Origin of the sequence: Klebsiella sp. LY (assembly GCF_004010915.1) — a bacterium.
GTDB lineage: Bacteria > Pseudomonadota > Gammaproteobacteria > Enterobacterales > Enterobacteriaceae > Klebsiella > Klebsiella quasipneumoniae.
Map to the genome: position 1 here is coordinate 4,449,675 of NZ_CP022444.1, position 25,939 is coordinate 4,475,613.

Sequence of the window (25,939 nt, forward strand, 5' to 3'; positions counted from 1 at the left end):
GCAACCTTTAAAAACGTGAGAGAGTGCAACCTCTCGCAAATTGACGTTTTGCGCCGTCGGATTTTCGTGTAAATGCTGTGTTAAATCGTTTGTGAAAAACCGAAGCTTCCGTCAGGATACGGTCGCCCAATTAAACAATGCGCCATTACCCCGTTCCGGTAGTGGAAAAAAACGACGAAGTTGGACGCTGTCGATAAAAATTCTGGAGACTTTGCATGGCTATTAGCACACCGATGCTGGTGACATTTATTGTTTATATTTTTGGTATGGTATTGATAGGGTTTATTGCCTGGCGTTCGACCAAAAACTTTGATGATTATATTCTCGGGGGGCGGAGTCTGGGGCCATTTGTGACCGCGCTTTCCGCCGGCGCCTCGGACATGAGCGGTTGGCTGCTGATGGGCCTGCCGGGCGCCATTTTCCTCTCCGGGATTTCCGAAAGCTGGATTGCCATCGGCTTAACGTTGGGGGCGTGGATTAACTGGAAGCTGGTCGCCGGGCGCCTGCGCGTGCATACCGAGGTGAATAATAACGCCCTGACGCTGCCTGATTATTTTACCGGCCGTTTTGAAGATAAAAGCCGGGTGCTGAGAATTATTTCGGCGCTGGTTATTCTGCTGTTCTTTACTATCTATTGTGCCTCGGGAATTGTGGCGGGGGCGCGTCTGTTTGAAAGCACCTTTGGCATGAGTTATGAAACCGCGCTGTGGGCCGGCGCGGCGGCGACAATTATCTATACCTTTGTCGGCGGCTTCCTCGCCGTCAGCTGGACGGATACCGTGCAGGCCAGCCTGATGATTTTCGCGCTGATCCTCACCCCGGTAATCGTGATTATATCCGTCGGCGGTTTTGGCGATTCGCTGGAAGTCATTAAGCAGAAGAGCATCGAAAATATCGACATGCTGAAAGGACTGAACTTCGTGGCGATTATTTCGCTGATGGGCTGGGGACTGGGCTATTTCGGTCAGCCGCATATTCTGGCGCGCTTTATGGCGGCGGATTCGCACCACAGCATCGTCCACGCGCGTCGCATTAGTATGACCTGGATGATCCTCTGCCTCGGCGGGGCGGTGGCCGTCGGCTTCTTTGGCATCGCCTACTTCAATAACAACCCGAGCCTGGCGGGCGCGGTTAACCAGAACGCCGAACGCGTGTTTATCGAGCTGGCGCAAATCCTGTTTAACCCGTGGATTGCCGGGATCCTGCTGTCGGCGATTCTGGCGGCGGTGATGTCCACCCTGAGCTGTCAGCTGCTGGTTTGCTCCAGCGCGATTACTGAAGATCTGTATAAAGCCTTCCTGCGCAAAAACGCCGGTCAGAAAGAGCTGGTCTGGGTGGGCCGTATGATGGTGCTGGTGGTTGCCCTGGTGGCCATTGCCCTGGCGGCCAACCCGGAGAACCGCGTGCTGGGTCTGGTGAGCTATGCCTGGGCCGGTTTCGGCGCCGCCTTTGGCCCGGTGGTGCTGTTTTCGGTGATGTGGTCGCGTATGACCCGTAACGGCGCGCTGGCCGGGATGGTGATTGGCGCCCTGACCGTGATCGTCTGGAAGCAGTTTGGCTGGCTGGGCCTGTATGAAATTATTCCGGGCTTTGTCTTCGGCAGCATCGGGATTGTGGTCTTTAGCCTGCTGGATAAAGCGCCGTCAGCCAGTATGCAGCAGCGCTTCGCTGAAGCGGATGCCCACTACCATACGCCGCCGCCGGTACGCGCCACGGCTGAGTAAGCTCATCTGACGCTCACGAGCCCGCCGCTGGCGGGCTTTTTATTGCCTGTTGCCGGGCCGGAATATTATAACCCTTGCTAATTATTTGAAAATCCGCTGATATTTCCTGACTAATAACAATGAGGATAGCAAAGATGACGTTCAGACAGGGTGTAATGGCGCTGGTGCTGGCAGGGTTACTCAGCGGCTGCGCGGCGGGTGGAAGTTCATCGACCAGCGCGCCGAAGCCCGGCGCCTGCCCGGCGGATCAGTCCATGGTGCAAACCACGCTTTACTTCGGTCTGAGCCGCCCGGCGGGGAAAGACATCACCGCTGAAGAGTGGCAACAGTTTGTCGACCGCGACGTCACGCCGCGCTTTCGCGACGGGCTGACGGTGTTTGATGCCCACGGCCAGTGGCTTGGCCAGAATGGTCAGGTGGTGCGGGAGCAGAGCAAGGCGCTGATGGTGATCCATGGCCACGACGCGCAGAGCGAGACCGGTATTGAGGCCCTGCGCGAGGGCTATAAATCGCGCTTCGCGCAGGAGTCGGTGATGCGTGTCGACCAGCCGGTCTGCGTGCAGTTCTGAGTAAACGGCGGGGGCAGCCCCGCCGTTTGTCTTACAGCACCAGCCCGGCGAAGCTGGCGGAAAGCAGGCTCACCAGCGTGGCGCTAAACACCAGCCGCAGGCCGAAGCGGGAGACGATATTGCCCTGCGGTTCATTCAGGCCTTTGATCGCCCCGGCGATAATGCCGATTGAAGCAAAGTTAGCAAACGACACCAGGAAGACCGAGAGAATGCCGAGCCCGCGCGGCGTCATGCTGGCGGCAATCTTTTGCAGCTCAATCATCGCCACAAATTCGTTAGCGACCAGCTTGGTGGCCATGATGCTGCCGGCGTTCAGCGCATCGCTCAGCGGAATGCCGATAAGCCAGGCTAACGGATAGAAGACGTAGCCGAGGATCTGCTGGAAGCTGAGGCCAAACAGGGTAGCGAACAGCGCGTTAATGGCGCTGATCAGGGCGATAAAGCCGATCAGCATCGCCAGAATAATCATCGCCACTTTAAAGCCGGCCAGAATATATTCCCCGAGCATTTCAAAGAAACTCTGTGATTCATGCAGCTTCTCCAGCTTTATTTCCTGCTCGCTGCCCGGCCGCGTCGGGTTAATCACCGACAGCACGATAAAGGTGCTGAACATATTCAGGATCAGCGCCGCGACGACATATTTGGCGTCCAGCATGGTCATATAGGCGCCGACGATCGACAGCGATACGGTCGACATGGCCGTCGCCGCCATGGTGAACAGACGCCGTGAGGAGAGGTCGCCCAGTACGCCTTTGTAGGCGATGAAGTTTTCCGACTGGCCGAGGATCAGGGAGCTGACGGCGTTAAAAGATTCCAGCTTACCCATGCCGTTGACCTTCGACAGCAGGGTGCCAATCACGCGAATAAAAATCGGCAGGATCCGCCAGTGCTGGAGAATACCAATCAGCGCGGAAATAAACACAATCGGACACAGGACGCCAAGAAAAATAAAGGCTAAGCCTTTATCGCTCATGCCGCCAAAGACGAAATTGGTCCCTTCGGCGGCAAAGCCTAACAGCGAAGCAAAAAAGCCGGAAATATTTTTTACCAGCCACAGCCCGCTTTCGGCGTGCAGGAAAAAGAAAGCGAGCGCTATTTCTATAATAATCAACTGAAGAATATAACGAATACGAATTTTTTGTCTGTCGTAGCTGACAAGCCAGGCCAGGGCGAGGATCACCGCCAGCGCCAGCAGGAAATGAAAAAATGCAGTCATGTTGTTCTTTTCGCAGGTCAATAAGGCCGCCATTTAGCCATAGCCGCCGCGACGGGTAAATATCTGGCGTAAAAAATCCTTTGCTTATTCTTTTCCCTCATACCAGGCGAATATTTTCATAAGTCATTATTTGCCAGCGATTTATTTACAGATAGTCATCATTCTCTAAACATTTCGCTTGTGTTTCTGAGTATTGTAATGATAATCACTATCATAAATATTACCTGTTTTTGCATTCGTTGACGGTGCTTTACATTTAAGGGTATTGGCATGTTTGTCCCATTTCTCATTATGTTACGCGAAGGCCTGGAGGCGGCGCTGATTGTCAGCCTGATCGCCAGCTATCTGAAACGCACCCAGCGCGGCAACTGGATTGGCGTGATGTGGATTGGCGTGATCCTCGCAGCGGCGCTGTGTCTTGGCTTAGGCATCTTTATCAACGAAACCACCGGGGAATTTCCTCAGCGCGAACAGGAGCTGTTCGAAGGGATCGTCGCGGTCATTGCGGTGGTGATCCTGACGTGGATGGTCTTCTGGATGCGCAATGTCTCACGCAACGTCAAGCAGCAGCTGGAGCAGGCCGTGGATAAGGCGCTACAGCGCGGCAATCACCACGGCTGGGCGCTGGTGATGATGGTCTTTTTCGCGGTCGCCCGTGAGGGGCTGGAGTCGGTCTTCTTCCTGCTGGCGGCATTCCAGCAGGACGTTGGCATCTGGCCGCCGCTGGGGGCGATGCTGGGGCTGGCCACGGCAATCGTGCTGGGTTTCCTCCTCTACTGGGGCGGTATCCGTCTCAACCTTGGCGTGTTCTTCAAATGGACCAGCCTGTTTATCCTGCTGGTGGCCGCTGGCCTGGCGGCGGGGGCGATCCGCGCCTTCCACGAGGCGGGCCTGTGGAACCTGTTCCAGGAGACCGCCTTCGATCTGAGCACTGTGCTGTCGACGCATACGCTGTTCGGCACGCTGCTGGAAGGGATCTTCGGCTACCAGGAGACGCCAAGCGTCAGCGAAGTGGCTGTCTATCTGCTTTATCTGATCCCGGCGCTGGTGCTGTTTGCGCTGCCGCCGCGAAATAATACGACTGCCTCGCGGGCTGCCTGACCGGGCGCTGCGAGCTTATAAGCGACACTCTACTTACCGAAAGGGATGATCATGATGATTCATTTTCGCCGTAATGCGCTGCGGGTGACCGTGGCCGCGCTGCTCAGCTCTGCATTCGGTGCTCAGGCTGCGGATATCCCGCAGGTCAAAGTCACCGTCAACGACAAACAGTGCGAGCCGATGCAGGTGACCGTTAACGCGGGTAAAACCCAGTTTATTATTCAGAACCACAGCCAGAAAGCGCTGGAGTGGGAGATTTTGAAAGGGGTGATGGTGGTGGAAGAGCGCGAAAACATCGCGCCGGGCTTTACCCAGAAGCTCACCGCAAACCTGCAGCCGGGCGAATATGACATGACCTGCGGTCTGCTCACCAACCCGAAAGGCAAACTGATCGTCACCGGCGCCGCCACCAAAGACGCGGCGAAAGCGGATGCGGTGCTGAGCCTCGGCGAAGCGATCACCGCTTATAAAGCCTATGTGACGGCGGAAACCGCGCAGCTGGTCAGCGGCACCAAAGCCTTTACCGACGCGGTGAAAGCTGGCGACATCGAAAAAGCGAAAGCGCTGTACGCCCCGACGCGCCAGCATTACGAGCGCATTGAGCCGATTGCTGAGCTGTTCTCTGACCTTGACGGCAGCATCGACGCCCGCGAAGACGATTTCGAGAAAAAAGCGGAAGATCCGAAATTCACCGGATTCCACCGTCTGGAAAAGGCGCTGTTTGGCGATAACAGCGTCAAGGGCATGGAAAAATATGCCGATCAGCTGAACAGCGATGTGCTGGAGCTGCAAAAGCGCATCAGCGAGCTGGCGTTCCCACCGTCAAAAGTCGTGGGCGGGGCGGCAGGATTAATTGAAGAAGTCGCAGCCAGCAAGATCAGCGGTGAAGAAGATCGCTACAGCCATACCGACCTGTGGGACTTCCAGGCCAATATTGACGGCGCGCAGAAAATTGTCGATCTGCTGCGCCCGCAGCTGCAAAAAGAGAACAGCGCACTGCTGGCTAAAGTGGACGCCAACTTTAAGAAAGTGGACAGTATCCTCAGCAAATACCGCACCAAAGAGGGTTTCGAAACTTACGATAAGCTGACCACCGCTGACCGTAATGCGCTGAAAGGGCCGATCACCACCCTGGCGGAAGATCTGGCTCAGCTGCGCGGGATCCTGGGTCTGGACTAAGTCGATGGCACAACAGAAACCACACGACGTGAACGAGCCGTCACGTCGTCGCTTACTGAAAGGGATCGGCGCGCTTGGCGGCGCGCTGGCCATCACCGGCGGCTGCCCGGTAGCGCATGCGGCAAAAGCGGAAAGTTCCCCCGGGACGCTCACACCTGACGCGCGCCAGGAAAAACAGCCATTCTATGGCCGGCATCAGGCGGGTATTCTGACGCCGCAGCAGGCCTCGATGATGCTGGTGGCGTTCGATGTGCTGGCGTCAGATAAAGCCGACCTCGAGCGTCTGTTTCGGCTGCTGACCCAGCGTATCGCCTTTTTAACCCAGGGCGGCCCGGCGCCGGATACGCCTAATCCGCGTCTGCCGCCGATGGATTCCGGCATCTTAGGGCCGTGGATTGCCCCGGATAATCTGACCATCACCGCCTCGGTCGGCCATTCGCTGTTTGATGAGCGCTTTGGTCTTGCGGATAAAGCGCCGAAAAAGCTGCAGCCGATGACTCGCTTCCCCAATGATTCACTGGATGCCGCCCTGTGCCATGGCGACCTGCTGCTGCAGATCTGCGCCAATACTCAGGACACGGTGATCCACGCCCTGCGCGATGTCATCAAACATACGCCGGATTTGCTCAGCGTGCGCTGGAAGCGGGAAGGGTTTATCTCCGATAGCGCGGCGCGCAGCAAAGGCAAGGAGACCCCCATCAACCTGCTGGGTTTCAAGGACGGTACCGCTAACCCGGCGAGCCATGACAGCGCGCTGATGGATCAGGTCGTGTGGGTCACGGCGGATCAGGACGAGCCGGCCTGGGCGGTGGGCGGCAGCTATCAGGCGGCGCGCATCATCCAGTTCCACGTCGAGTTCTGGGACCGGACGCCGCTCAAGGAGCAGCAGACCATCTTCGGCCGCGACAAGCACACCGGTGCGCCGCTGGGGATGAAAAACGAACACGATACCCCGGATTACAGTAAAGATCCTAACGGCGAGACGATCGCGCTGGATAGCCATATTCGTCTGGCCAACCCTCGCACGCCGGAAACCCAGTCCAGCCTGATGATGCGCCGCGGCTACAGCTATTCGCTGGGAGTCACTAATGCCGGACAGCTGGATATGGGACTGTTGTTCGTTTGCTATCAGCACGATCTGGAAAAGGGTTTTCTGACGGTGCAGAAACGGCTTAACGGCGAAGCGTTGGAGGAGTACGTCAAACCCATCGGCGGGGGCTACTTCTTTGTTTTACCCGGCGTGGTGGATGATAAGCACTACCTGGGACAGACGCTGCTGCAGGCCTGATACCGACCCTGTCCGCAAGGACAGGGCGTTTTCTGCTGTTTTTCTCTTTTTTATTATATTTCCTGCCATGTGTTATATTTCTGTAATACAAATGACCGATAGTCTCCTACACTTGCTTAAGAACTATTTGTTGCGTCATTGTGAAAAATAAGTTGCATTAAGAATCTTTTTTGATGTACTTATTACATACGCGGTAGTTCCCGGCAGTGTGACGTTTCACTATGGAGATCGCGAATGGTAAGGTCCCGTACCGGACAACGTAAAACCACAGACCGTACTCTTCAGCACGGAAGCCCCGCTTCCGGCAGCGATTTTCTCACTCTTTCTCCCTCCGCTTCGAATTATTACCATCTTGGCAGGGTACGCGGTGCGCGTAGCCGCGACTCGTTGTCAGTTCTACCGGCAAGCAATGGCTTACAAGGAAGCCAAACCTCAATCGTTCGTGCGCATAGTCGCGTCGATGTTGACGCGTGTGATGTAAACCTACAACGCAAGGTGCTATCCATGGGAAGACAAAAAGCAGTGATCAAAGCTCGTCGTGAAGCAAAACGTGTGCTGAGACGGGATTCACGCAGCCATAAGCAGCGTGAAGAAGAATCGGTCACATCGCTTGTGCAAATGAGTGGCGTAGAAGCAATTGGCATGGCGCGGGACAGCCGTGATACTTCCCCAATTGAGGCGCGCAATGAGGCTCAGGCGCATTATCTGAATGCCATCGACAATAAACAGCTGATTTTCGCCACCGGCGAAGCCGGATGCGGCAAGACCTGGATCAGTGCGGCGAAGGCAGCTGAAGCGCTGATCCATAAGGATGTGGACAGAATTATTGTTACCCGTCCCGTTCTGCAGGCCGACGAAGATCTCGGCTTCTTACCGGGAGATATCGCCGAGAAGTTCGCGCCCTATTTCCGACCGGTTTACGACGTGCTGGTGAAAAGGTTGGGGGCTTCCTTTATGCAGTACTGCCTGCGTCCGGAAATCGGCAAGGTGGAAATCGCGCCGTTCGCCTATATGCGCGGACGTACTTTTGAAAATGCGGTGGTGATTCTGGACGAGGCCCAGAACGTGACCGCAGCGCAAATGAAGATGTTTTTAACCCGCCTCGGGGAGAACGTGACGGTCATCGTCAATGGCGATATCACCCAGTGCGACTTGCCCTCAGGGGTGCGGTCCGGCCTGAGCGATGCGCTGGCGCGTTTTGAGGAAGACGAGATGATCGGCATCGTGCGTTTCACCACCGATGACTGCGTGCGCTCGGCCCTCTGCCAGCGGACGCTGAAAGCCTATTATTAATCGTCATACTGTGAGCAAGGCCCGGGCGAGCCCGGGCTTTGTTGTTTTTGGGGGCCTCCCGGCGGCGCTGCGCATAGCGGGCTACCTGGCGGATACGGTCTGGTAGCCCGGGAGAGGCATTGATGCCGACCCCGGGGATGTCTGCGGTGCCACATGCGAAAAAAAGCCCGTACTTGCGTACGAGCTCTTCTTAAAATATGGCGGCGAGGGGGGGATTGACTCGCTTCGCTCGCCGTTACTCGGCCCATCCATGGGCCTCGCCCCTGCGGGGCCAACGCAGGCGTTGTTCAAAAACGCTCCCGGCGTTTTTGTCGGGGCAGCCCGCTCGCAGGCTCGCGGTCTGTCCTACTGGCGTTGCCAGTAGTCGAACCCCGGTCGGGGGTTCTCATCCCCCCCGGCGGAGAATATAAAAGAAAAGAGCCCGTACTTGCGTACAGGCTCTCATCTCGAATATGGCGGCGAGGGGGGGATTGACTCGCTTCGCTCGCCGTTACTCGGCCCATCCATGGGCCTCGCCCCTGCGGGGCCAACGCAGGCGTTGTTCAAAAACGCTCCCGGCGTTTTTGTCGGGGCAGCCCGCTCGCGGGCTCGCGGTCTGTCCAACTGGCTGCGCCAGTTGTCGAACCCCGGTCGGGGGTTCTCATCCCCCCGGTGGGTGCCACATGCGAAAAAAAAGCCCGTACTTGCGTACGAGCTCTTCTTAAAATATGGCGGTGAGGGGGGGATTGACTCGCTTCGCTCGCCCCTGCGGGGCAGCCCGCTCGCGGGCTCGCGGTCTGTCCAACTGGCTGCGCCAGTTGTCGAACCCCGGTCGGGGGTTCTCATCCCCCCCCGGCGGAGAATATAAAAGAAAAGAGCCCGTACTTGCGTACAGGCTCTCATCTCGAATATGGCGGTGAGGGGGGGATTCGAACCCCCGATACGTTGCCGTATACACACTTTCCAGGCGTGCTCCTTCAGCCACTCGGACACCTCACCATATTGTCTTGCTGCTCACCTTGGGTGGGCAACGGGGCGCTACTATAGGGAGTTGCGTTAAAACGGTCAAGCATATTTTCTTCTTTCTTTACCGACTGCTCACGCAATGAACAATGCCCCGCTGCGACGCAGTGGGGCGGGTGTTTTAGCGCTGGGAATCAAGCTGTTCGTTATTCTTCACCACGTCCTGCGCTTTGCTGTAGCTTTCGATCAGCAGCTGGTAGGCCGGGAAGACTTTGGTGTACACCTCCGCCCATTCTGCCGCGTCCGGGCGATTCCAGGTGCGCTGCAGCTCAGAGGCGACGGCGGCGGTATCCATCGGCACTACGCCAGCCTGTACCACGCGAGCCAGGGTGATCTCCTGCGCCATTTTGCTGTAGGTGCCGGAAGCGTCAATCACGGCAAACACTTTATAACCGTCGGCGACGGCGGCAATCGCCGGGAAGGCCATGCAGACGCTGGTGATGGTCCCGGCGATAATCAGCGTTTTGCGACCGGTCGCTTTCACCGCGGCGACGAATTCCGGGTTATCCCAGGCGTTGATCTCGCCTTTACGGGCGATGTATTGCGCATGCGGCGCGTTCTCATGAATCTCCGGGATCAGCGGACCGTTCGGCCCCTGCGGCACGGAGGCGGTGGTGATCACCGGGATCCCGGCAAGCGAGGCCATCTTCGCCAGCGCGGCGGCGCGAGCGCGCAGCTCTGGCATCGGCATATCGCCGACGGTCTGGAACAGGCCGCTCTGGTGGTCAATCAACAGCATTGCGGTATCGTTGACATCAATCACCGGACGAGCACCGTTAAAATTAGCGGGAGTAGACATAGTATTCACCTCAATCAGTTAGATTTGGCCAAAGCGGCCGCTGTTAAAATCGCGAACGGCTTCTGCGATCTGCGTTTTGTTATTCATGACAAAGGGGCCATAGCCCACAATCGGCTCCTGCAGCGGTTCTCCGGCCATCAGCAGAACTTTTGCCAGAGCGGTCGCCTCCAGATGCAGTGCCTCTCCTGCCTGGCTCAGGACGGCGAGCTGTCCTTCGCGGGCGGATTCGGAACCGTTGATGATCACTTCCCCTTCCAGTACCACCAGCGCGGTACTCCAGCCTTCCGGCTGGCGCAGCGTGAGGTCGCTCCCCTGATTCAGCTGCATATCCCACACGTTAAGCGGTGAGAAGGTATGGGCCGGGCCGCTGACGTCGTCATACTGGCCGGCAATAACCCGAACCTGTCCGGCGCCATTCGTCAGCGCGACGGTGGGGATCGTCCCGGCGGTAATGCTCTGGTAGCCGGGGGCCGTCATTTTGTCTTTGGCGGGCAGGTTGACCCACAGCTGGATCATCTTCAGCTCGCCGCCGCTGCGGGTGAAGGCCTCAGAGTGGAACTCTTCGTGCAGGATCCCGGCGCCAGCCGTCATCCACTGCACGTCGCCTGGGCCAATCACCCCGCCACGGCCGGTGGAGTCACGATGTTCTACCTCTCCGGCGTAGACGATGGTGACGGTTTCGAATCCGCGATGCGGATGCTCACCGACGCCGCGTTTATCGCTGCCCGCCGGGAAGGTGTACGGCCCGGCATAGTCGAGCAGTAAGAAGGGGCTCAGCTGCTGGCCGTGCGTCTGATAGGAAAACATCGAACGAACCGGGAAGCCGTCGCCTACCCAATGCTGCGCGGGCGCGGTGTAGACTCCTGTAATCTGTTTCATGGCTTTCTCCTGTGTATCGGTATCTGATGTGAATAAGCTTATATCCGGGACGACATGTGCGGTAGTAAGCAAAAATGGCCTATACTGTTCCAAAAATGGAACAATGGAGGAAGGATGCAGGATCTCAATGACTTCGCCTGGTTTGTCCAGGTCGTGGACCATGGCGGTTTCGCCGCGGCAGGGCGAGCGCTTGACCAGCCGAAATCCAAGCTCAGCCGCCGCATTGCGCAACTCGAGGAGCGGCTGGGCGTGCGTTTGATTCAGCGAACCACTCGCCAGTTCGCGGTTACCGAGGTCGGGCAGACCTTTTACCAGCATTGCAAAGCGATGCTGATAGAGGCCGAGGCGGCGCAGCAGGCGGTCGACACGCTGCGCGCCGAGCCGCGCGGCAGCGTCAGGATCACCTGTCCGGTCACCTTGCTGCATGTCCATATCGGACCGATGCTGGCGCGATTTATGGCGCGCTATCCCGGGGTCACTTTGCATCTTGAGGCGACCAACCGCCGGGTGGATGTGGTCGGGGAGGGCATTGATGTGGCGATCCGCGTCCGGCCCCGGCCTATCGAGGACAGCGATTTGGTGATGCGTGTGCTGGCGGACCGAGGGCACCGGCTGGTGGCCAGTCCGGAGCTGATTTCCCGGCTCGGACGTCCGCAGGCGCCGTCTGAGCTGAGCGCCTGGCCTGGGCTCAGCCTGGGGGCGAACAAGCATCAGCATAAATGGCAGCTTACCGGGCCTGAGGGGGCAAGGGCGGAGGTGTATTTCACGCCGCGAATGGTGACCACCGATATGCTGGCGCTGCGCGAGGCGGCGATGGCCGGCGTAGGGGTTGTGCAGCTTCCTTTGTTAATGGTGCGCGATCAGCTGGCGTCAGGGGAGTTAGAGGTGGTACTGGATGAGTGGCAGCCGCGGCGGGAAGTGATCCATGCGGTATTTGCCTCACGGCGCGGGCTGCTGCCCTCCGTCAGGGCGTTGGTGGATTACCTCAGCGAAGAGTATCAGCGAATGGAAGAGGATTAGCTTCGGGATTGGCTTTTCTCGGGGGGCTCTCCCCGGCGGAGAATATAAAAGAAAAGAGCCCGTACTTGCGTACAGGCTCTCATCTCGAATATGGCGGTGAGGGGGGGATTGACTCGCTTCGCTCGCCCCTGCGGGGCAGCCCGCTCGCGGGCTCACGGTCTGTCCAACTGGCTGCGCCAGTTGTCGAACCCCGGTCGGGGATTCTCATCCCCCCCGGCGGGTGCCACATGCGAAAAAAAAGCCCGTACTTGCGTACGAGCTCTTCTTAAAATATGGCGGTGAGGGGGGGATTGACTCGCTTCGCTCGCCGTTACTCGGCCCATCCATGGGCCTCGCCCCTGCGGGGCCAACGCAGGCGTTGTTCAAAAACGCTCCCGGCGTTTTTGTCGGGGCAGCCCGCTCGCGGGCTCACGGTCTGTCCAACTGGCTGCGCCAGTTGTCGAACCCCGGTCGGGGATTCTCATCCCCCCCGGTGGGTGCCACATGCGAAAAAAAAGCCCGTACTTTCGTACGAGCTCTTCTTAAAATATGGCGGTGAGGGGGGGATTCGAACCCCCGATACGTTGCCGTATACACACTTTCCAGGCGTGCTCCTTCAGCCACTCGGACACCTCACCATATTGTCTTTCCCGTTGTTGTCGGGAACGGGCGCTAATGTAGGGAAATACGTATCGCCCGTCAATCAACTTTTTGCAAAATCAGCGCGTTTAGACAAACTTCGAACAACTTGCTCCTTAAACGTGCGAAATCCGTTTTTTTTGTCGCCACTCCCTTTTCACTTTGCGACAAGGGGAAATTTGTTATGCTGGCAAACCAATAGAAAACAATGAGTAAAATAAGACGCCTGCATTAACCTGCCCCGGGCGTCTGCTATCAGGAGCCCCTATGGAGATTATTTTTTACCATCCGACCTTTGATACCCAATACTGGATCCGAGAGCTGGAAAAGCAGTTACCCGGCGCGCGAGTACGCGAATGGAAAGCGGGCGATAACCAGCCGGCGGACTATGCCCTGGTCTGGCATCCACCGGTAGAGATGCTGCAAGGCAGGGCGCTGAAGGCCGTGTTCGCCCTTGGGGCGGGGGTGGATTCGATCCTTAGTAAGCTGCGCGATCATCCGGATATGTTGCCCTTGTCGATCCCGCTGTTTCGTCTCGAAGATACCGGTATGGGACGGCAGATGCAGGAGTATGCCGTGAGCCAGGTGCTCCACTGGTTCCGCCGGTTCGATGACTATCAGGCGTTGAAGTTGGCTTCCCGCTGGCAGCCGCTGCCCGAGTACCGCGCCGACGAATTCACCATCGGGATTATGGGCGCCGGCGTGCTGGGGGCGAAGGTTGCGGAAAGCCTGCAACCCTGGGGATTCCCGCTTCGCGTCTGGAGCCGTAGCCGTAAATCCTGGCCGCAGGTACAGAGCTTTGCCGGCCAGGCCGAGCTGGGTGGATTCCTGCAGGGGACCCGCGTCCTGATCAACCTGCTGCCGAACACTGCTGAAACCGTCGGCATTATTAACCAGACGCTGCTGGCGCAGCTGCCGGATGAGAGCTATGTCCTAAACCTTGCCCGCGGCGTGCATGTCGTTGAAGAAGATCTGCTGGCGGCGCTGAACAGCGGTAAGCTCAAAGGGGCAATGCTCGATGTCTTCAGTCGCGAACCGTTGCCCCAGGAGAGCCCGCTTTGGGCGCACCCGCGGGTGGCCATGACTCCCCACGTGGCGGCAGTCACCCGCCCGATGGAGGCCATTGCCTACATCGCCGGGACCATTAGCCGGCTGGAGCGAGGGGAATCGGTTAGCGGTCAGGTCGATCGTCAGCGCGGTTATTAAGATAAGCGAACCCCGCCACGGCGGGGTTTTTGCTAATCAAGCGCCCGGATTCCTGCTATTCTTGCGGCAAACAGAAGAGGAGAATGTGATGTATCCCGTTGACCTGCACATGCATACCGTCGCCAGCACCCACGCCTACAGCACCCTGCACGATTATATTGCGGAAGCAAAGCGTAAAGGGATCAAACTCTTCGCCATTACCGATCACGGCCCGGACATGGCGGATGCTCCGCACTACTGGCATTTCGTTAATATGCGCATCTGGCCCCGTCTGGTGGACGGTGTGGGGATCCTGCGCGGTATTGAGTCGAATATTAAAAATATCGAAGGCGAGATCGACTGTTCCGGGCCGATGTTGACGTCGCTCGATCTGATCATCGCCGGATTCCACGAGCCGGTGTTTCCGCCGCAGGATAGCGCCACCCATACGCAGGCGATGATTGCCGCGATGGCCAGCGGTAAAGTGCATATGATTAGCCATCCGGGTAATCCGAAATTCCCGGTGGATATCCCGGCCATTGCCGAAGCGGCGGCCCGTTACCAGGTGGCGCTGGAGATCAATAACTCCTCTTTCGTTTCATCGCGCGTGGGCAGTGAAGATAACTGCCGGGCCATCGCCGCCGCGGTGCGCGACGCCGGAGGGTGGGTGGCGCTGGGCTCGGACTCTCACACTGCGTTTACCCTCGGAGAGTTTACCGAATGCCGCAAGATCCTCGATGTTGTCGATTTCCCGGAGGAGAGGATCCTCAACGTTTCTCCGCGTCGCCTGCTCGACTTCCTCGAGTCGCGTGGTATGCCGGCGATCCCGGAATTTGCTGACCTTTAATTTGTATAACTGGAATAACTGAATGAACGAGTTTTCAATCCTCTGCCGCGTGCTGGGTTCGCTGTATTACCGTCAACCGCAGGACCCGCTGCTGGTGCCGTTGTTTAGCCTGATCCGCGAGGGCAAACTGGCCGCCAGCTGGCCGCTTGAGCAGGACGAGCTGCTGGCGCGTCTGCAGAAAAGCTGTGAAATGCAGTCCCTGGCGACGGACTATAATGCGCTGTTCGTCGGTGAAGCCTGCAGCGTTCCGCCGTACCGTAGCGCGTGGGTGGAGGGTTCCTCTGAAGCGGAGGTCCGGTCTTTTCTGAGCAATCACGGCATCCCGACAGGAGAAGGTCCGGCGGATCATCTCGGATCGCTGCTGCTGGCCGCCTCCTGGCTGGAGGATCATGCCACAGAAGCGCAGAGCGAGACGCTGGAGCTCCTGTTTGCCGACTATATCCTGCCGTGGTGCGGGACGATGCTGGGGAAAGTCGAAGCGCATGCGCACACACCGTTCTGGCGCACCATGGCGCCGTTAACCCGCGACGCCATCGCCGCGATGTGGGACGAGCTTCAGGAAGAAGATGAGCAATAAAATGTGATTCAAGTCACTAATTTAATGTAACTGAAATCAGGTTCATTCATTTAGTGTGTTTTAGATCGCATTCTTTCGGTGCGTATCTGCTAGGATACGCGCCATGAACATACTCTTCGCAATCGCATTAACGACGGGCATTCTCTCCGGGATTTGGGGATGGGTGGCCGTCGCCCTCGGCCTGCTGAGCTGGGCCGGTTTCCTCGGCTGTACGGCCTATTTCGCCTGCCCGCAGGGCGGTCTGAAAGGCCTGGCCATCTCCTCCTGCACGGTAATGAGCGGCGTTGCCTGGGCGTTGGTGATTATCCACGGTAGCGCGCTGGCCCCACAGCTGCAGATCCTCAGCTATATGATGACCGGCGTCGTGGCCTTTCTGATGTGCATCCAGGCGCGACAGACGCTGCTGTCGTTTGTTCCCGGCACCTTTATCGGCGCCTGCGCGACCTTCGCGGCAGATGGCGACTGGCGTCTGGTGATCCCTTCCCTGGCGCTGGGCCTGGTCTTTGGCTATGCCATGAAGAATAGTGGCCTGTGGCTGGCGGCCCGTGCGGAAAAGCAAAAATCGTTCGCCAACGACAACGCCTGAACGGCGGGACGATGATATCAACAGGACCCTCAGGGTCCTGTTTTTTTTACCATCTTGTCGCCGGCGCTGCGGGATAATCTTGCTCCCGGGGGCGGGTATGCCCTAGTATCGGCAGAAAGCCGTACCCACGCGCTATGCCGACAGGAGGAGAAATGGCTGTTCAACCTGAAGTAATTCTCGGCGATATTACGACGCTTGATGTCGATGTGATTGTGAATGCGGCAAACCCCTCGCTGTTGGGCGGCGGCGGGGTGGATGGCGCGATCCACCGGGCGGCCGGTCCCGCGCTGCTGGCGGCCTGCAAGCAGGTGTTGCAGCAGCAGGGCGAATGTCCCCCTGGGCATGCGGTGATCACGATGGCGGGCGATCTTCCCGCCAGCGCGGTGATCCATACCGTGGGTCCGGTCTGGCACGGCGGCGACCGCATGGAGGCGCAAACCCTGGCCGATGCCTACAAAAACAGCCTGCAGCTGGCGGCGGCAAACAACTATCGCTCCATTGCGTTTCCGGCGATCAGCACCGGCGTGTATGGCTATCCGAAAGAGGAAGCGGCGGCGATCGCCGTGCGCACCGTGACCGCGTTTCTCACCCGCTATAACCCGCTTGAACGGGTCCTGTTCGTCTGTTTCGACGAGGAAACGGCAGCTATCTATCGTCGCCTGCTGGCGGCATGCCCCTGATTCAGCAGAATAGGCTATGATAACCGCCGATATTGACAGGAATGATGGATAGCAGGAGGGAGCAGGGTGTCAGAAGGAAAAGTACAGCAGAAGCAGCAGGCGCGCCGCGCGGAGATCGTTGCCGCTGCGCAAAGATGTTTCGCGGCGAAGGGATTGCATGGCGCCTCTGTCGCGGATATCGCCCGCGAGGCGGGTCTGAGCGTCGGTCAGCTGTATCGCATTTTTGCCAGCAAGGAAGCGATCATCGAAGCAATTGTCAGCGAAATCGTCAACGCCAGAGTCGGCGAGATGATCGATGAGAACCACAATCTGGCGCGAAAAGCGGCGGTGCTGGCGGGCAGGATCCCGACTTCGGCAGCCACCAGAAGCGACAATTATCTGTTGATGGAAATTAACGCCGAAGCCTCGCGCAACCCACGCTTGCGCGAGATCCTGGTGCAGGCCGACCGGCGGTTGAAAGAGGAGGGCGGGCGTTTGTCGCAGCGTTATCATCCCGGGCTCAGCGATGCGCGACGCAATGCCGCTTCAGAGCTCATCGCCGTTCTGACGGAGGGGGCAGCCTACCGCTGTGAGCTGAGCGCATCCACCCCGGTCGATAAAGCGGATTTAGAAGCCCTGTATAACATGATCTTCGACCGGCTGTTTGATGAGCAAGCGTAGCGCGGCACGCCAGGCGTGCCGCAAAAGCTAAAGGTTAACTGGCCGAGGCCGGGGTTTTGGCCGGTTTGTTCATCGGTTTACCGGAGAACAGGAAACGCAGCAGCGGAATACGCAGGTGAATTTCATACAGGATCAGGGCAATACCCACCACAAAAACCAACCCGCCAATAAAGCCTAAGGTATTCGACTTGATGGCCGGGGTGATCCACGCCCCGTACAACAGCGTCAGTGGATGGTGCACCAGGTAAATAAACAGCGAAGCATTGACGAAATAGGTCACCCGCGCCGACTGGAAGTTCAGCAGGCGATGGCCGAGCGAAAAGACCACATTGACCATCCACAGCCCCAGCACCATGGTGATCACCGATTCCGTTTCATACATCCAGCCGTCGCCGGAGCCGTACTGCTGGTTCAGCCGATAGGCGATAAATCCCAGCAGCGCTGCCGCGCAGCACCATGGCGACGGAGTGGTGAACATCGCCTTTAAGCGCGGATTAATAAAGGTCTGCGCCCCCAGCACAAAGAAGGGCAAATAGAACAGCGTCTGCATGACCACAAAGTTAAACAGACCATTGCTCAGCAGGGGCGGATAGATCACGAACAATGACCGACGGATCAGCGCGTAAAGCACCCCTAGCGCAAGGAAAATCATCGTCAGCTGGCCCATAGTGACAGTGTCACCGAAAGCGTGAGCACCTCCTGCCGGGCGGCGCGTCAGCCATTTAAACAGCACCACGCCCAGCGAAGTCAGCACCACCAGGACCAGCAAAAACCACAGGTGGGAAATGAGCTCCCACGCCAGGGTGTTGAATTTGTCGTACCCGGAAAGGGTGTGCCAGTTTTCCGCCTTGCCGTTGACATACTGCAGCATAATAAACTGCGGCAGCGTCAGCAGCGGGATGGCGGTTAGCATCGGAATGCCGACCCGTTCGACGCGCACTTTCCACCACTTTTTCAGCGGGTAGCGCAGGAACAGCATATAGGAAAAATAGCCGGAGATGACGAAGAAGACCTGCATGCGGAAGGCATGAATGAAATCATTAAACAGCGTCAGCCACCACGAGGGCTCAGCGCTGTTGACATGCCAGCTGTGGCTGGAATAAATCAGCGAAATGTGAAAAGGGATCCCCAGCAGCATCAGCCAGGCGCGGATGCTGTCGAAAAAATATTCACGCTGTACCGGAGTATTATTCATACGATTCACGACAATCTCAGATAATTCGTCTTATCACTCAAGATGATAACGCTTACATTATCAGCAACCCTACATGAACTCGGGGTACCTGTCTCCAGGATAAGCACGCAAAGTGCAAACGGGACTGCGAACTGTTTATTCCCTGCGCCGCTACGCTGAACAAAGCAGGGATTATGTTGTCGGATTGCCTGAGTTTCCATTAAAATAGATCGGATCGATTTAAGCACACAAAGGGGGAAGTGCTTACTTATATGAAACATAAACCACAGATGATGAAAATGCGTTGGTTAAGCGCAGCCGTAATGTTGTCCCTGTGTACTTCATCTGCATGGGCATTTAGCATTGATGACGTTGCAAAAGAGGCCAAAACGTTAGCCGGGAAAGGCTATGAAGCGCCAAAGAGTAACCTGCCCTCCGCTTTCCGCGACATGAAATACGCGGACTACCAGCAAATTCAGTTTAATCACGATAAAGCTTACTGGAATAACCAGAAAACCCCATTCAAGCTTGAATTTTACCATCAGGGTATGTACTTCGACACGCCGGTCACCATCAATGAAGTGACGGCCACCAGCGTGCGCAAAATTAAATATAGCCCGGACTATTTTAACTTTGGTAACGTTCAGCACGATAAAGACACGGTGAAAGACCTTGGTTTCGCCGGCTTCAAAGTACTGTATCCGATCAACAGCAAAGATAAGAACGATGAAATCGTCAGCATGCTCGGTGCCAGCTACTTCCGCGTGCTGGGTCAGGGTCAGGTATACGGTCTGTCCGCGCGCGGTCTGGCTATCGATACCGCGCTGCCTTCCGGCGAAGAGTTCCCGCGTTTTCGTGAGTTCTGGATCGAGCGACCAAAAGCCACCGACAAGCGTCTGACTATCTATGCGCTGCTGGATTCGCCGCGGGCAACCGGCGCCTATCGCTTTGTGATCATGCCGGGACGCGACACCGTGGTGGATGTCCAGTCCAAAGTTTACCTGCGTGACAAAGTGGGCAAACTGGGCGTGGCGCCGCTGACCAGCATGTTCCTGTTCGGTTCCAACCAGCCTTCTCCGGCGCTCAACTATCGTCCGGCGCTGCACGACTCCAATGGTCTGTCGATCCTGGCGGGCAACGGCGAGTGGATCTGGCGTCCGCTGAACAACCCGAAACACCTGGCCGTTAGCAGCTATGCGATGGAAAACCCTCAAGGGTTCGGCCTGCTGCAGCGCGGCCGTCAGTTCTCGCGCTTCGAGGACCTTGACGATCGTTATGACCTGCGCCCGAGCGCCTGGATCACCCCGAAAGGGGAGTGGGGCAAAGGGAAAATCGAACTGGTCGAAATCCCGACCAACGATGAAACCAACGATAACATCGTGACTTACTGGACGCCGGATCAGCTGCCGGAGCCGGGCAAGGAGATGAACTTCAAGTACACCATCACCTTCAGCCGCGATGAAGACAAGCTGCATGCGCCGGATAACGCGTACGTTATGCAGACCCGCCGCTCTACCGGCGACGTGAAGCAGTCGAACCTGATCCGCCAGCCGGACGGCACCATTGCTTTCATTGTCGACTTTACCGGCGCCGATATGAAAAAACTGCCAGCGGATACCCCGGTCGCCGCCCAGGCGAGCACCGGCGATAACGCTGAAATCGTTGAAAATACCGTGCGTTACAATCCGGTGACCAAAGGCTGGCGTATGATCCTGCGTTTGAAGGTGAAAGATCCGAAGAAAACGACGGAAATGCGCGCCGCACTGGTTAACGGTGATGACACGTTGAGCGAAACCTGGAGCTATCAGCTGCCTGCCAATGAATAAGATAACGAAGTACATTGACGCATTGCCGCTGTCGGACGCCGAGAAATCGGCGCTGCCGGACACCAGCCTGCAGGCCGTTCATCAGGCCCTGGATGACGAACATCAGACCTTCGCCCGCGAAGACGACTCCCCGCTGGGGTCGGTCAAGGCGCGGCTGGCGCACAGCTGGCCGGATTCGCTGTCTGGCGATCAGCTGGTGAAGGATGATGAAGGCCGCACCCAGCTGCATGCGATGCCGAAAGCCAAGCGCTCCTCGATGATCCCGGACCCGTGGCGTACCAACCCGGTTGGCCGCTTCTGGGACCGTCTGCGCGGACGCGATGTCACGCCGCGCTATCTCTCCCGCCTGACGCAAGAAGAGCGCGAGAGCGAGCAAAAATGGCGTACCGTCGGCACCATTCGTCGCTACATCCTGCTGCTGCTAACGCTGTCGCAGACCGTGGTGGCCACCTGGTACATGAAAACCATTCTGCCTTATCAGGGCTGGGCGCTGATCAACCCGGCCGACATGGTGGGGCAGAACCTGTGGATCTCGTTCATGCAGCTGCTGCCGTACGTGTTGCAGAGCGGCATTCTGATCCTCTTCGCGGTGCTGTTCTGCTGGGTTTCCGCTGGCTTCTGGACCGCGTTAATGGGCTTCCTGCAGCTGTTGATAGGTCGCGATAAGTACAGTATTTCCGCCTCGACGGTCGGTGACGAACCGTTGAACCCGGCGCACCGGACAGCGCTTATTATGCCGATCTGTAACGAAGACGTTGACCGCGTGTTCGCCGGGCTGCGGGCGACCTGGGAGTCGGTGAAAGCCACCGGCAACGGCGCCCATTTCGACGTCTATATCCTCAGCGACAGCTATAACCCCGATATCTGTGTTGCTGAGCAAAAGGCGTGGATGGAGCTGATTGCCGAAGTGCAGGGCGAAGGGCAGATCTTCTACCGTCGTCGTCGTCGTCGCGTGAAGCGTAAGAGCGGCAACATCGATGATTTCTGCCGCCGCTGGGGCAGCCAGTATAGCTACATGGTGGTGCTTGACGCGGACTCGGTAATGACCGGAGAGTGTCTGAGCAGCCTGGTGCGTCTGATGGAAGCGAACCCGAACGCCGGGATCATCCAGTCATCCCCACGCGCCTCGGGCATGGACACGCTGTATGCGCGTTGCCAGCAGTTTGCAACCCGGGTGTATGGTCCGCTGTTTACGGCGGGTCTGCACTTCTGGCAGCTGGGGGAGTCCCACTACTGGGGACATAACGCCATTATCCGCGTGAAGCCGTTCATTGAGCACTGCGCGCTGGCGCCGCTTCCGGGCGAGGGCAACTTTGCCGGGTCAATTCTGTCGCACGACTTTGTTGAAGCCGCGCTGATGCGTCGCGCCGGCTGGGGCGTGTGGATTGCCTACGATCTGCCGGGCTCTTATGAAGAGCTGCCGCCGAACCTGCTGGACGAGCTGAAACGCGACCGCCGCTGGTGCCAGGGCAACCTGATGAACTTCCGCCTGTTCCTCGTGAGAGGGATGCACCCGGTCCACCGAGCGGTATTCCTTACCGGCGTGATGTCCTACCTGTCAGCGCCGCTGTGGTTTATGTTCCTTGCCCTGTCGACAGCGCTGCAGGTGGTGCATGCCCTGACCGAGCCGCAGTACTTCCTGCAGCCTCGTCAGCTGTTCCCGGTGTGGCCGCAGTGGCGTCCGGAGCTGGCTATTGCGCTGTTCGCCTCGACCATGGTGCTGCTGTTCCTGCCGAAGCTGCTGAGTATTATCCTGGTGTGGTGTAAGGGGCCGAAGGAGTACGGTGGATTTATCCGCGTGACGCTTTCCCTGCTGCTGGAGGTTCTGTTCTCGGTCCTGCTGGCGCCGGTTCGCATGCTGTTCCACACCGTCTTCGTGGTCAGCGCCTTCCTCGGCTGGGAAGTGGTGTGGAATTCGCCGCAGCGTGATGATGACTCCACGCCGTGGGGAGAAGCCTTTATGCGTCACGGCTCGCAGCTGCTGCTGGGGCTGGTATGGGCGGTCGGAATGGCATGGCTGGATCTGCGCTTCCTGTTCTGGCTGGCGCCGATTGTCGTATCGCTGATTCTGTCGCCGTTCGTGTCGGCTATCTCCAGCCGGGCGACCGTGGGCCTGCGCACCAAGCGCTGGAAGCTGTTCCTGATTCCGGAAGAGTATTCGCCGCCGCAGGTGCTCAAGGATACCGATGCGTACCTGACGCTGAACCGTCAGCGTTCGCTGGACGATGGCTTTATGCACGCGGTGTTTAACCCGTCGTTTAACGCCCTTGCCACCGCGATGGCCACCGCGCGGCACCGTCAGGGTCATATCCTGGAGATCGCCCGCGAGCGTCATGTCGAGCAGGCGCTGAATGAAACGCCGGATAAGCTGAACCGCGATCGTCGACTGGTGCTGTTGAGCGACCCGGTAACCATGTCGCGTCTGCACTATCGCGTATGGGCCGCGCCGGAGAAATACTCCTCGTGGGTGAACGCCTATCAGCAGCTGGCGCTTAACCCGCTGGCGCTGAAAACGAAATAAGCCGTACGTTAATGAAAATACCGGCAGCGATGCCGGTATTTTTTTATCTGAAAGACGAGGTTGTGGATGCGAATACTACCGATCATTGCCATGGCGCTGCTGCTCAGCGGCTGCGGCAGCATTATCAGCCGGACGGTGCCCGGGCAGGGGCATGGCAATCAATATTACCCGGGCGTGCAGTGGGACGTTCGCGATTCAGGATGGCGCTATCTCACCATTCTGGACCTGCCGTTCTCGCTGGTATTCGATACGCTTCTGCTGCCGCTGGACGCCAGCCACGGGCCCTATAACTGATTAACGCTCGTCCCACTCGTCGGCCGCCGTCTGTCCCTCTTCGGTGTCCAGAGAGGGCTCGAGCTGGAATTCACCTTCATCCCACTCATGAAGCGTATTTTCCTCCAGCCACTCCTGACGGAGCTCTATCTCATCATAATCCCCATCGAAGACGCTCTGCGCGGCTTCGCCGCTAAGCATCGGTAAGCATTCGCCTTGTTCCTCTTCGTCAGCAAAAAATTCGGCCTGCCAGGCGATATCGCCATCCTGCAGCACATACTTTTGAATATTGAGCTGCTCAACGTTAGCGCTCTCTTCATCGCTGTCAGGGTTGTTGGCGAGAAATTCTTCACGTGCTGCATCAATAGCTTCTTCGAGCGTGGCATAGAACATCGAATCCTTTGGCATAGCGAATCTCCTGAGAAGAATATGAATTGAACACGATTCAATCTATAGAAGGCGCTTGGCAAGGCGTCAAGGGGCTGAGCCCCTCTGGACGTTAATTTACTGAATGGCGGTCGGGCTGCGAGGCGTCCGCGGCTGGTCGGCGCAGGCTAAGGGTCGAATAGATCGCGTTAAACAATACCACTCCTGCTGTGACAAGGAAGACGGCGCGAAAGCCGTAGTTGGCGGAAACCGAGGCGCCGATCAGGGGGCCGGTGACGTTGCCAATATCACGAAATGACTGGTTATAGCTGAAGATCCGCCCGGAGATCTGGCTGGTGGAGTTATACACCAGCAGGGTTTGCACAGCCGGCAACAGCGCGCCGTCCGCGGCGCCGAGCAGGAACCGTAAGATACCTAACTGCAGCGGGGTCTGGACGAACGCCATCGGGATCAGCAACAGCACCGAGATAATCAGCGCCACGATGAGGATTTTTTCCGGTCCGATACGATCCCCCAGTTTGCCCAGACGGGGGGCGCTCATCAGGGCGGCAATGCCCGGCACTGAGGCGATCATCCCGCTGATAAAGGCGATATTGCTGACGTTACCCGCCAGATCGCGCACGTAAAGCGTCAGGATCGGCGCAATGGAGCCGGTGGCGACCTGGATGATCAGCGAGGTGACAAACAGGCTGAGCACCAGTTTCGGATTCTGCAGAGAGGAGAATACCGCCTTCGCGCTGAGCATCTCTTTTTTAGCGATTGGGACAAAATTTTCACGGATTAAAAACAGGGTAAACAGAAAGCAGATAAACAGCACCGCGGCGGTCATAAAGAAGACGGTACGCAGGCCCCAGTGGTCTGCCAGGAAACCACCCGCCAGCGGGCCGAGCAGGGCGCCGCTTACCGCGCCGGTTGACAGCGTGCCCAGCGCCCAGCCGCTTTTATGGCGTGGGATCTGGGTGGCGATCAGGGCGTTGGCGTTGGGAATAAAGCCGCCCAGCAGGCCGAGTAGCGCGCGCAGCAGCAGAAACTGCCAGATATTCTGCGCCATCCCCATCAACATCATGACGATGGCCATCCCGAGGGCTGAACGCAGCAGCATGATTTTACGTCCCTTGCGGTCAGCAAGTCCGCCCCAGAACGGCGAGGCGATGGCGGAGAAGAGAAAGGTAATGCTAAAGACCAGCCCGGACCACATGTTCAGGGCGCTATGGCCGGTGACGCCGAGTTGTTCGACATAAAGCGGCAGAAAGGGCATGACCAGGCTGAAGGCAGCGCCGGTTAAAAAGCAGCCAAGCCAGGTGACGGTCAGGTTTCGTTTCCAGTTAATGGGGGTATCAGCAGACGACATAGGGTTCCACTGGCCTGCGCAGCAGGTCAAATTAAGAGAAAATATGAGCCTGCTAATTATGCGCCTGGGAAATAAATGCCGCAATGGAGGAGAGCTTTTAAAGCTAAAGCAGAGCGTAAAGCCTGAGCGGTGGGGATTCCCGGCCGGGAGGCGCGCGGCCGGGAAAGGGGATCAGTAGCGGGAGGGCGTCCCCTCGGGGCGGGTTTTAAAGCGGCGATGGAGCCACATATATTGTTCCGGGGCCATCATAATGCACTGCTCTACGATCTTGTTCATCCACGCGGCGGTGGTTTCCGCGTCGTCCAGCGGCGGGGAGCACTCTGGCGGCAGGATAATCAGTTCATAACCTTTACCGTCCGGTTTACGGCGTGGAACAAAGGGCACGATGCAGGCTTTGGACATTTTCGCCAGCATCCAGGTGCCGGAGGTGGTCGCCGCCTGGTCAACGGCAAACAGTGGGGCGAAGACGCTGGCGGTCGGGCCGTAATCATGATCAGGCGCGTACCACACCACCTCGCCTTTTTTCAGCGCGCGGATCATACCTTTCAGATCCTTGCGGTCGATCATGTCCTTGTTGGAGCGCAGCCGGCCCCAGGTCTGCAGCCAGTCGATGACCGGGTTATCGTTGGGACGATAGACGCCAATCCCCGGCTCGTTCATGCCGAACATTCGCGCGCCCATTTCCAGTGTCAGGAAATGAATGCCGATCAGCAGAATGCCGCGCTGCTGCGCCTGCACATCGCGAATATGCTCAAAGCCGATGGTGTCGGTCCAGCGGGCGATTCGGCGAACTGGCCAGAACCAGGCCATACCGGTCTCCATCAGCCCCATGCCAACCGATTCGAAGTTCATCACCACCATCCGGTGACGTTCCTGCTCGCTTTTCTCGGGGAAGCAGAGCTCAAGGTTGCGATAGGCGATCTTCGCCCGGCGCTTCATAAAGCGCATGGCCAGGCGGCCGATGGCGTTCCCGAGGCGGTAGATCAGCGGGTAGGGCAGTTGGACAACCAGCCACAGCAGGCCGATACCCAGCCACAGCAGCCAATAGCGCGGATGCAGCAGCGCCGGAGAAAATTTAGGCAAATGAGTCATTTCATACCCGTATCAGTAAGCAACATCTTATATTATCGCATTTTTTTACCGGCCAGCCAAAGGCGGCGACAGCCACATTGTTTTGTTAAGTG

General features: G+C 57.8%; 23 protein-coding genes, 2 tRNA genes and 1 other RNA gene. 16 read left to right on the forward strand and 10 right to left on the reverse strand.

Going from position 1 to position 25,939, the window contains the following annotated elements; translation table 11 throughout:
- Nucleotides 1-215: 215 nt before the first annotated feature.
- Together putP and CE636_RS24705 are read left to right on the forward strand one after the other, a co-directional pair.
- Complete coding sequence (gene putP, locus CE636_RS24700; RefSeq protein WP_004147889.1) at nt 216-1,724, forward strand: sodium/proline symporter PutP; 1,509 nt, start codon at nt 216-218, stop codon at nt 1,722-1,724.
- 134 nt (nt 1,725-1,858) lie between these two features.
- Nucleotides 1,859-2,293, forward strand: a complete 435-nt coding sequence (locus CE636_RS24705; RefSeq protein WP_004204513.1) for a DUF3574 domain-containing protein — start codon at nt 1,859-1,861, stop codon at nt 2,291-2,293.
- 31 nt (nt 2,294-2,324) lie between these two features.
- Here the strand turns inward: CE636_RS24705 and CE636_RS24710 are convergent, their stop codons facing one another.
- Nucleotides 2,325-3,509: a NupC/NupG family nucleoside CNT transporter gene (locus CE636_RS24710; RefSeq protein WP_025999331.1), complete on the reverse strand. Its 1,185-nt coding sequence runs from the start codon at nt 3,507-3,509 to the stop codon at nt 2,325-2,327.
- 270 nt (nt 3,510-3,779) lie between these two features.
- Here CE636_RS24710 and efeU point away from each other — a divergent pair, with 270 nt between their 5' ends.
- From efeU to phoH, 4 genes are all read left to right on the forward strand, one after another.
- Nucleotides 3,780-4,610 carry an iron uptake transporter permease EfeU gene (gene efeU / locus CE636_RS24715; RefSeq protein ID WP_004204515.1) on the forward strand — a complete coding sequence of 277 codons (831 nt, stop codon included), beginning with the start codon at nt 3,780-3,782 and terminating at the stop codon, nt 4,608-4,610.
- A gap of 51 nt (nt 4,611-4,661) precedes the next feature.
- On the forward strand, nt 4,662-5,789 hold the full coding sequence (efeO, locus tag CE636_RS24720) for an iron uptake system protein EfeO (RefSeq protein ID WP_017901109.1): 1,128 nt from the start codon (nt 4,662-4,664) through the stop codon (nt 5,787-5,789).
- A 4-nt stretch (nt 5,790-5,793) separates the two neighbouring features.
- Nucleotides 5,794-7,077, forward strand: a complete 1,284-nt coding sequence (gene efeB / locus CE636_RS24725; RefSeq protein ID WP_017901110.1) for an iron uptake transporter deferrochelatase/peroxidase subunit — start codon at nt 5,794-5,796, stop codon at nt 7,075-7,077.
- A gap of 504 nt (nt 7,078-7,581) precedes the next feature.
- A complete protein-coding gene (phoH, locus tag CE636_RS24730) occupies nt 7,582-8,370 on the forward strand; it encodes a phosphate starvation-inducible protein PhoH (protein ID WP_002898923.1) in 789 nt (262 codons plus the stop codon).
- 708 nt (nt 8,371-9,078) lie between these two features.
- Here phoH and CE636_RS24735 read toward each other — a convergent pair.
- From CE636_RS24735 to CE636_RS24750, 4 genes are all read right to left on the reverse strand, one after another.
- Nucleotides 9,079-9,216: non-coding RNA, RtT sRNA (locus CE636_RS24735), on the reverse strand.
- A gap of 44 nt (nt 9,217-9,260) precedes the next feature.
- Nucleotides 9,261-9,348, reverse strand: a tRNA-Ser gene (locus CE636_RS24740).
- Between the two features lie 145 nt (nt 9,349-9,493).
- Nucleotides 9,494-10,171, reverse strand: a complete 678-nt coding sequence (locus CE636_RS24745; protein WP_004204521.1) for an isochorismatase family protein — start codon at nt 10,169-10,171, stop codon at nt 9,494-9,496.
- A gap of 18 nt (nt 10,172-10,189) precedes the next feature.
- Nucleotides 10,190-11,050, reverse strand: coding sequence for a pirin family protein (locus CE636_RS24750; protein ID WP_017901458.1), 861 nt, complete (start codon nt 11,048-11,050; stop codon nt 10,190-10,192).
- Nucleotides 11,051-11,164: 114 nt separating this feature from the next.
- On the opposite strand from CE636_RS24750, the gene CE636_RS24755 reads away from it, so the two are divergent.
- Entirely contained in the window at nt 11,165-12,070 is a 906-nt protein-coding gene (locus tag CE636_RS24755) for a LysR family transcriptional regulator (RefSeq protein ID WP_004204523.1), read from the forward strand.
- A 529-nt stretch (nt 12,071-12,599) separates the two neighbouring features.
- Here CE636_RS24755 and CE636_RS24765 read toward each other — a convergent pair.
- Nucleotides 12,600-12,687 (reverse strand) — tRNA-Ser (locus CE636_RS24765).
- A 268-nt stretch (nt 12,688-12,955) separates the two neighbouring features.
- Here CE636_RS24765 and ghrA point away from each other — a divergent pair.
- The 6 genes from ghrA (at nt 12,956) to CE636_RS24795 (ending at nt 17,223) form a co-directional block, all read left to right on the forward strand.
- Nucleotides 12,956-13,894 (forward strand): glyoxylate/hydroxypyruvate reductase GhrA, encoded by a 939-nt coding sequence (ghrA, locus tag CE636_RS24770; RefSeq protein ID WP_017900749.1) that lies wholly within the window; start codon nt 12,956-12,958, stop codon nt 13,892-13,894.
- Between the two features lie 88 nt (nt 13,895-13,982).
- On the forward strand, nt 13,983-14,720 hold the full coding sequence (locus CE636_RS24775) for a phosphatase (protein ID WP_017900748.1): 738 nt from the start codon (nt 13,983-13,985) through the stop codon (nt 14,718-14,720).
- A gap of 22 nt (nt 14,721-14,742) precedes the next feature.
- Complete coding sequence (locus tag CE636_RS24780; protein WP_017900747.1) at nt 14,743-15,297, forward strand: TorD/DmsD family molecular chaperone; 555 nt, start codon at nt 14,743-14,745, stop codon at nt 15,295-15,297.
- A gap of 103 nt (nt 15,298-15,400) precedes the next feature.
- Nucleotides 15,401-15,883 carry a DUF1097 domain-containing protein gene (locus CE636_RS24785; RefSeq protein ID WP_004204528.1) on the forward strand — a complete coding sequence of 161 codons (483 nt, stop codon included), beginning with the start codon at nt 15,401-15,403 and terminating at the stop codon, nt 15,881-15,883.
- 152 nt (nt 15,884-16,035) lie between these two features.
- Complete coding sequence (gene ymdB, locus CE636_RS24790; RefSeq protein WP_004204529.1) at nt 16,036-16,563, forward strand: O-acetyl-ADP-ribose deacetylase; 528 nt, start codon at nt 16,036-16,038, stop codon at nt 16,561-16,563.
- Nucleotides 16,564-16,629: 66 nt separating this feature from the next.
- Complete coding sequence (locus tag CE636_RS24795; protein WP_017900746.1) at nt 16,630-17,223, forward strand: TetR/AcrR family transcriptional regulator; 594 nt, start codon at nt 16,630-16,632, stop codon at nt 17,221-17,223.
- A 34-nt stretch (nt 17,224-17,257) separates the two neighbouring features.
- On the opposite strand, the gene mdoC is transcribed toward CE636_RS24795, so the two are convergent.
- Nucleotides 17,258-18,418: a glucans biosynthesis protein MdoC gene (mdoC, locus tag CE636_RS24800; RefSeq protein ID WP_004204532.1), complete on the reverse strand. Its 1,161-nt coding sequence runs from the start codon at nt 18,416-18,418 to the stop codon at nt 17,258-17,260.
- A gap of 251 nt (nt 18,419-18,669) precedes the next feature.
- On the opposite strand from mdoC, the gene mdoG reads away from it, so the two are divergent.
- The 3 genes from mdoG (at nt 18,670) to CE636_RS24820 (ending at nt 23,038) form a co-directional block, all read left to right on the forward strand.
- Complete coding sequence (gene mdoG / locus CE636_RS24810; protein WP_004140751.1) at nt 18,670-20,223, forward strand: glucans biosynthesis protein MdoG; 1,554 nt, start codon at nt 18,670-18,672, stop codon at nt 20,221-20,223.
- Nucleotides 20,216-22,744 (forward strand): glucans biosynthesis glucosyltransferase MdoH, encoded by a 2,529-nt coding sequence (mdoH, locus tag CE636_RS24815; protein WP_017900745.1) that lies wholly within the window; start codon nt 20,216-20,218, stop codon nt 22,742-22,744. Before mdoG ends, mdoH begins: the two co-directional genes overlap by 8 nt.
- 66 nt (nt 22,745-22,810) lie before the next feature.
- Nucleotides 22,811-23,038 carry a YceK/YidQ family lipoprotein gene (locus tag CE636_RS24820; RefSeq protein ID WP_004204534.1) on the forward strand — a complete coding sequence of 76 codons (228 nt, stop codon included), beginning with the start codon at nt 22,811-22,813 and terminating at the stop codon, nt 23,036-23,038.
- On the opposite strand, the gene CE636_RS24825 is transcribed toward CE636_RS24820, so the two are convergent.
- From CE636_RS24825 to CE636_RS24840, 3 genes are all read right to left on the reverse strand, one after another.
- Nucleotides 23,039-23,425, reverse strand: a complete 387-nt coding sequence (locus CE636_RS24825) for a MysB family protein (protein WP_002898981.1) — start codon at nt 23,423-23,425, stop codon at nt 23,039-23,041.
- 91 nt (nt 23,426-23,516) lie between these two features.
- Nucleotides 23,517-24,755: a multidrug efflux MFS transporter MdtG gene (mdtG, locus tag CE636_RS24830; protein WP_004204535.1), complete on the reverse strand. Its 1,239-nt coding sequence runs from the start codon at nt 24,753-24,755 to the stop codon at nt 23,517-23,519.
- Between the two features lie 171 nt (nt 24,756-24,926).
- The gene (locus CE636_RS24840) at nt 24,927-25,847 is read right to left on the reverse strand and encodes a Kdo(2)-lipid IV(A) acyltransferase (protein ID WP_017900743.1); all 921 of its coding nucleotides are present in this window, start codon (nt 25,845-25,847) and stop codon (nt 24,927-24,929) included.
- Between the last annotated feature and the right edge of the window lie 92 nt (nt 25,848-25,939).

Coding starts and splice junctions, on each gene's coding strand:
- mdoH (WP_017900745.1), top strand. CDS start 20,216: ATGAATAAGATAACGAAGTACATTGACGCATTGCCGCTGTCGGACGCC.
- mdoG (WP_004140751.1), top strand. CDS start 18,670: ATGAAACATAAACCACAGATGATGAAAATGCGTTGGTTAAGCGCAGCC.
- putP (WP_004147889.1), top strand. CDS start 216: ATGGCTATTAGCACACCGATGCTGGTGACATTTATTGTTTATATTTTT.
- efeO (WP_017901109.1), top strand. CDS start 4,662: ATGATGATTCATTTTCGCCGTAATGCGCTGCGGGTGACCGTGGCCGCG.
- ymdB (WP_004204529.1), top strand. CDS start 16,036: ATGGCTGTTCAACCTGAAGTAATTCTCGGCGATATTACGACGCTTGAT.
- CE636_RS24780 (WP_017900747.1), top strand. CDS start 14,743: ATGAACGAGTTTTCAATCCTCTGCCGCGTGCTGGGTTCGCTGTATTAC.
- CE636_RS24705 (WP_004204513.1), top strand. CDS start 1,859: ATGACGTTCAGACAGGGTGTAATGGCGCTGGTGCTGGCAGGGTTACTC.
- CE636_RS24820 (WP_004204534.1), top strand. CDS start 22,811: ATGCGAATACTACCGATCATTGCCATGGCGCTGCTGCTCAGCGGCTGC.
- CE636_RS24775 (WP_017900748.1), top strand. CDS start 13,983: ATGTATCCCGTTGACCTGCACATGCATACCGTCGCCAGCACCCACGCC.
- efeB (WP_017901110.1), top strand. CDS start 5,794: ATGGCACAACAGAAACCACACGACGTGAACGAGCCGTCACGTCGTCGC.
- CE636_RS24745 (WP_004204521.1), bottom strand. CDS start 10,171: ATGTCTACTCCCGCTAATTTTAACGGTGCTCGTCCGGTGATTGATGTC.
- ghrA (WP_017900749.1), top strand. CDS start 12,956: ATGGAGATTATTTTTTACCATCCGACCTTTGATACCCAATACTGGATC.
- CE636_RS24840 (WP_017900743.1), bottom strand. CDS start 25,847: ATGACTCATTTGCCTAAATTTTCTCCGGCGCTGCTGCATCCGCGCTAT.
- CE636_RS24785 (WP_004204528.1), top strand. CDS start 15,401: ATGAACATACTCTTCGCAATCGCATTAACGACGGGCATTCTCTCCGGG.
- mdoC (WP_004204532.1), bottom strand. CDS start 18,418: ATGAATAATACTCCGGTACAGCGTGAATATTTTTTCGACAGCATCCGC.
- CE636_RS24750 (WP_017901458.1), bottom strand. CDS start 11,050: ATGAAACAGATTACAGGAGTCTACACCGCGCCCGCGCAGCATTGGGTA.
- phoH (WP_002898923.1), top strand. CDS start 7,582: ATGGGAAGACAAAAAGCAGTGATCAAAGCTCGTCGTGAAGCAAAACGT.
- efeU (WP_004204515.1), top strand. CDS start 3,780: ATGTTTGTCCCATTTCTCATTATGTTACGCGAAGGCCTGGAGGCGGCG.
- CE636_RS24710 (WP_025999331.1), bottom strand. CDS start 3,509: ATGACTGCATTTTTTCATTTCCTGCTGGCGCTGGCGGTGATCCTCGCC.
- mdtG (WP_004204535.1), bottom strand. CDS start 24,755: ATGTCGTCTGCTGATACCCCCATTAACTGGAAACGAAACCTGACCGTC.
- CE636_RS24755 (WP_004204523.1), top strand. CDS start 11,165: ATGCAGGATCTCAATGACTTCGCCTGGTTTGTCCAGGTCGTGGACCAT.
- CE636_RS24825 (WP_002898981.1), bottom strand. CDS start 23,425: ATGCCAAAGGATTCGATGTTCTATGCCACGCTCGAAGAAGCTATTGAT.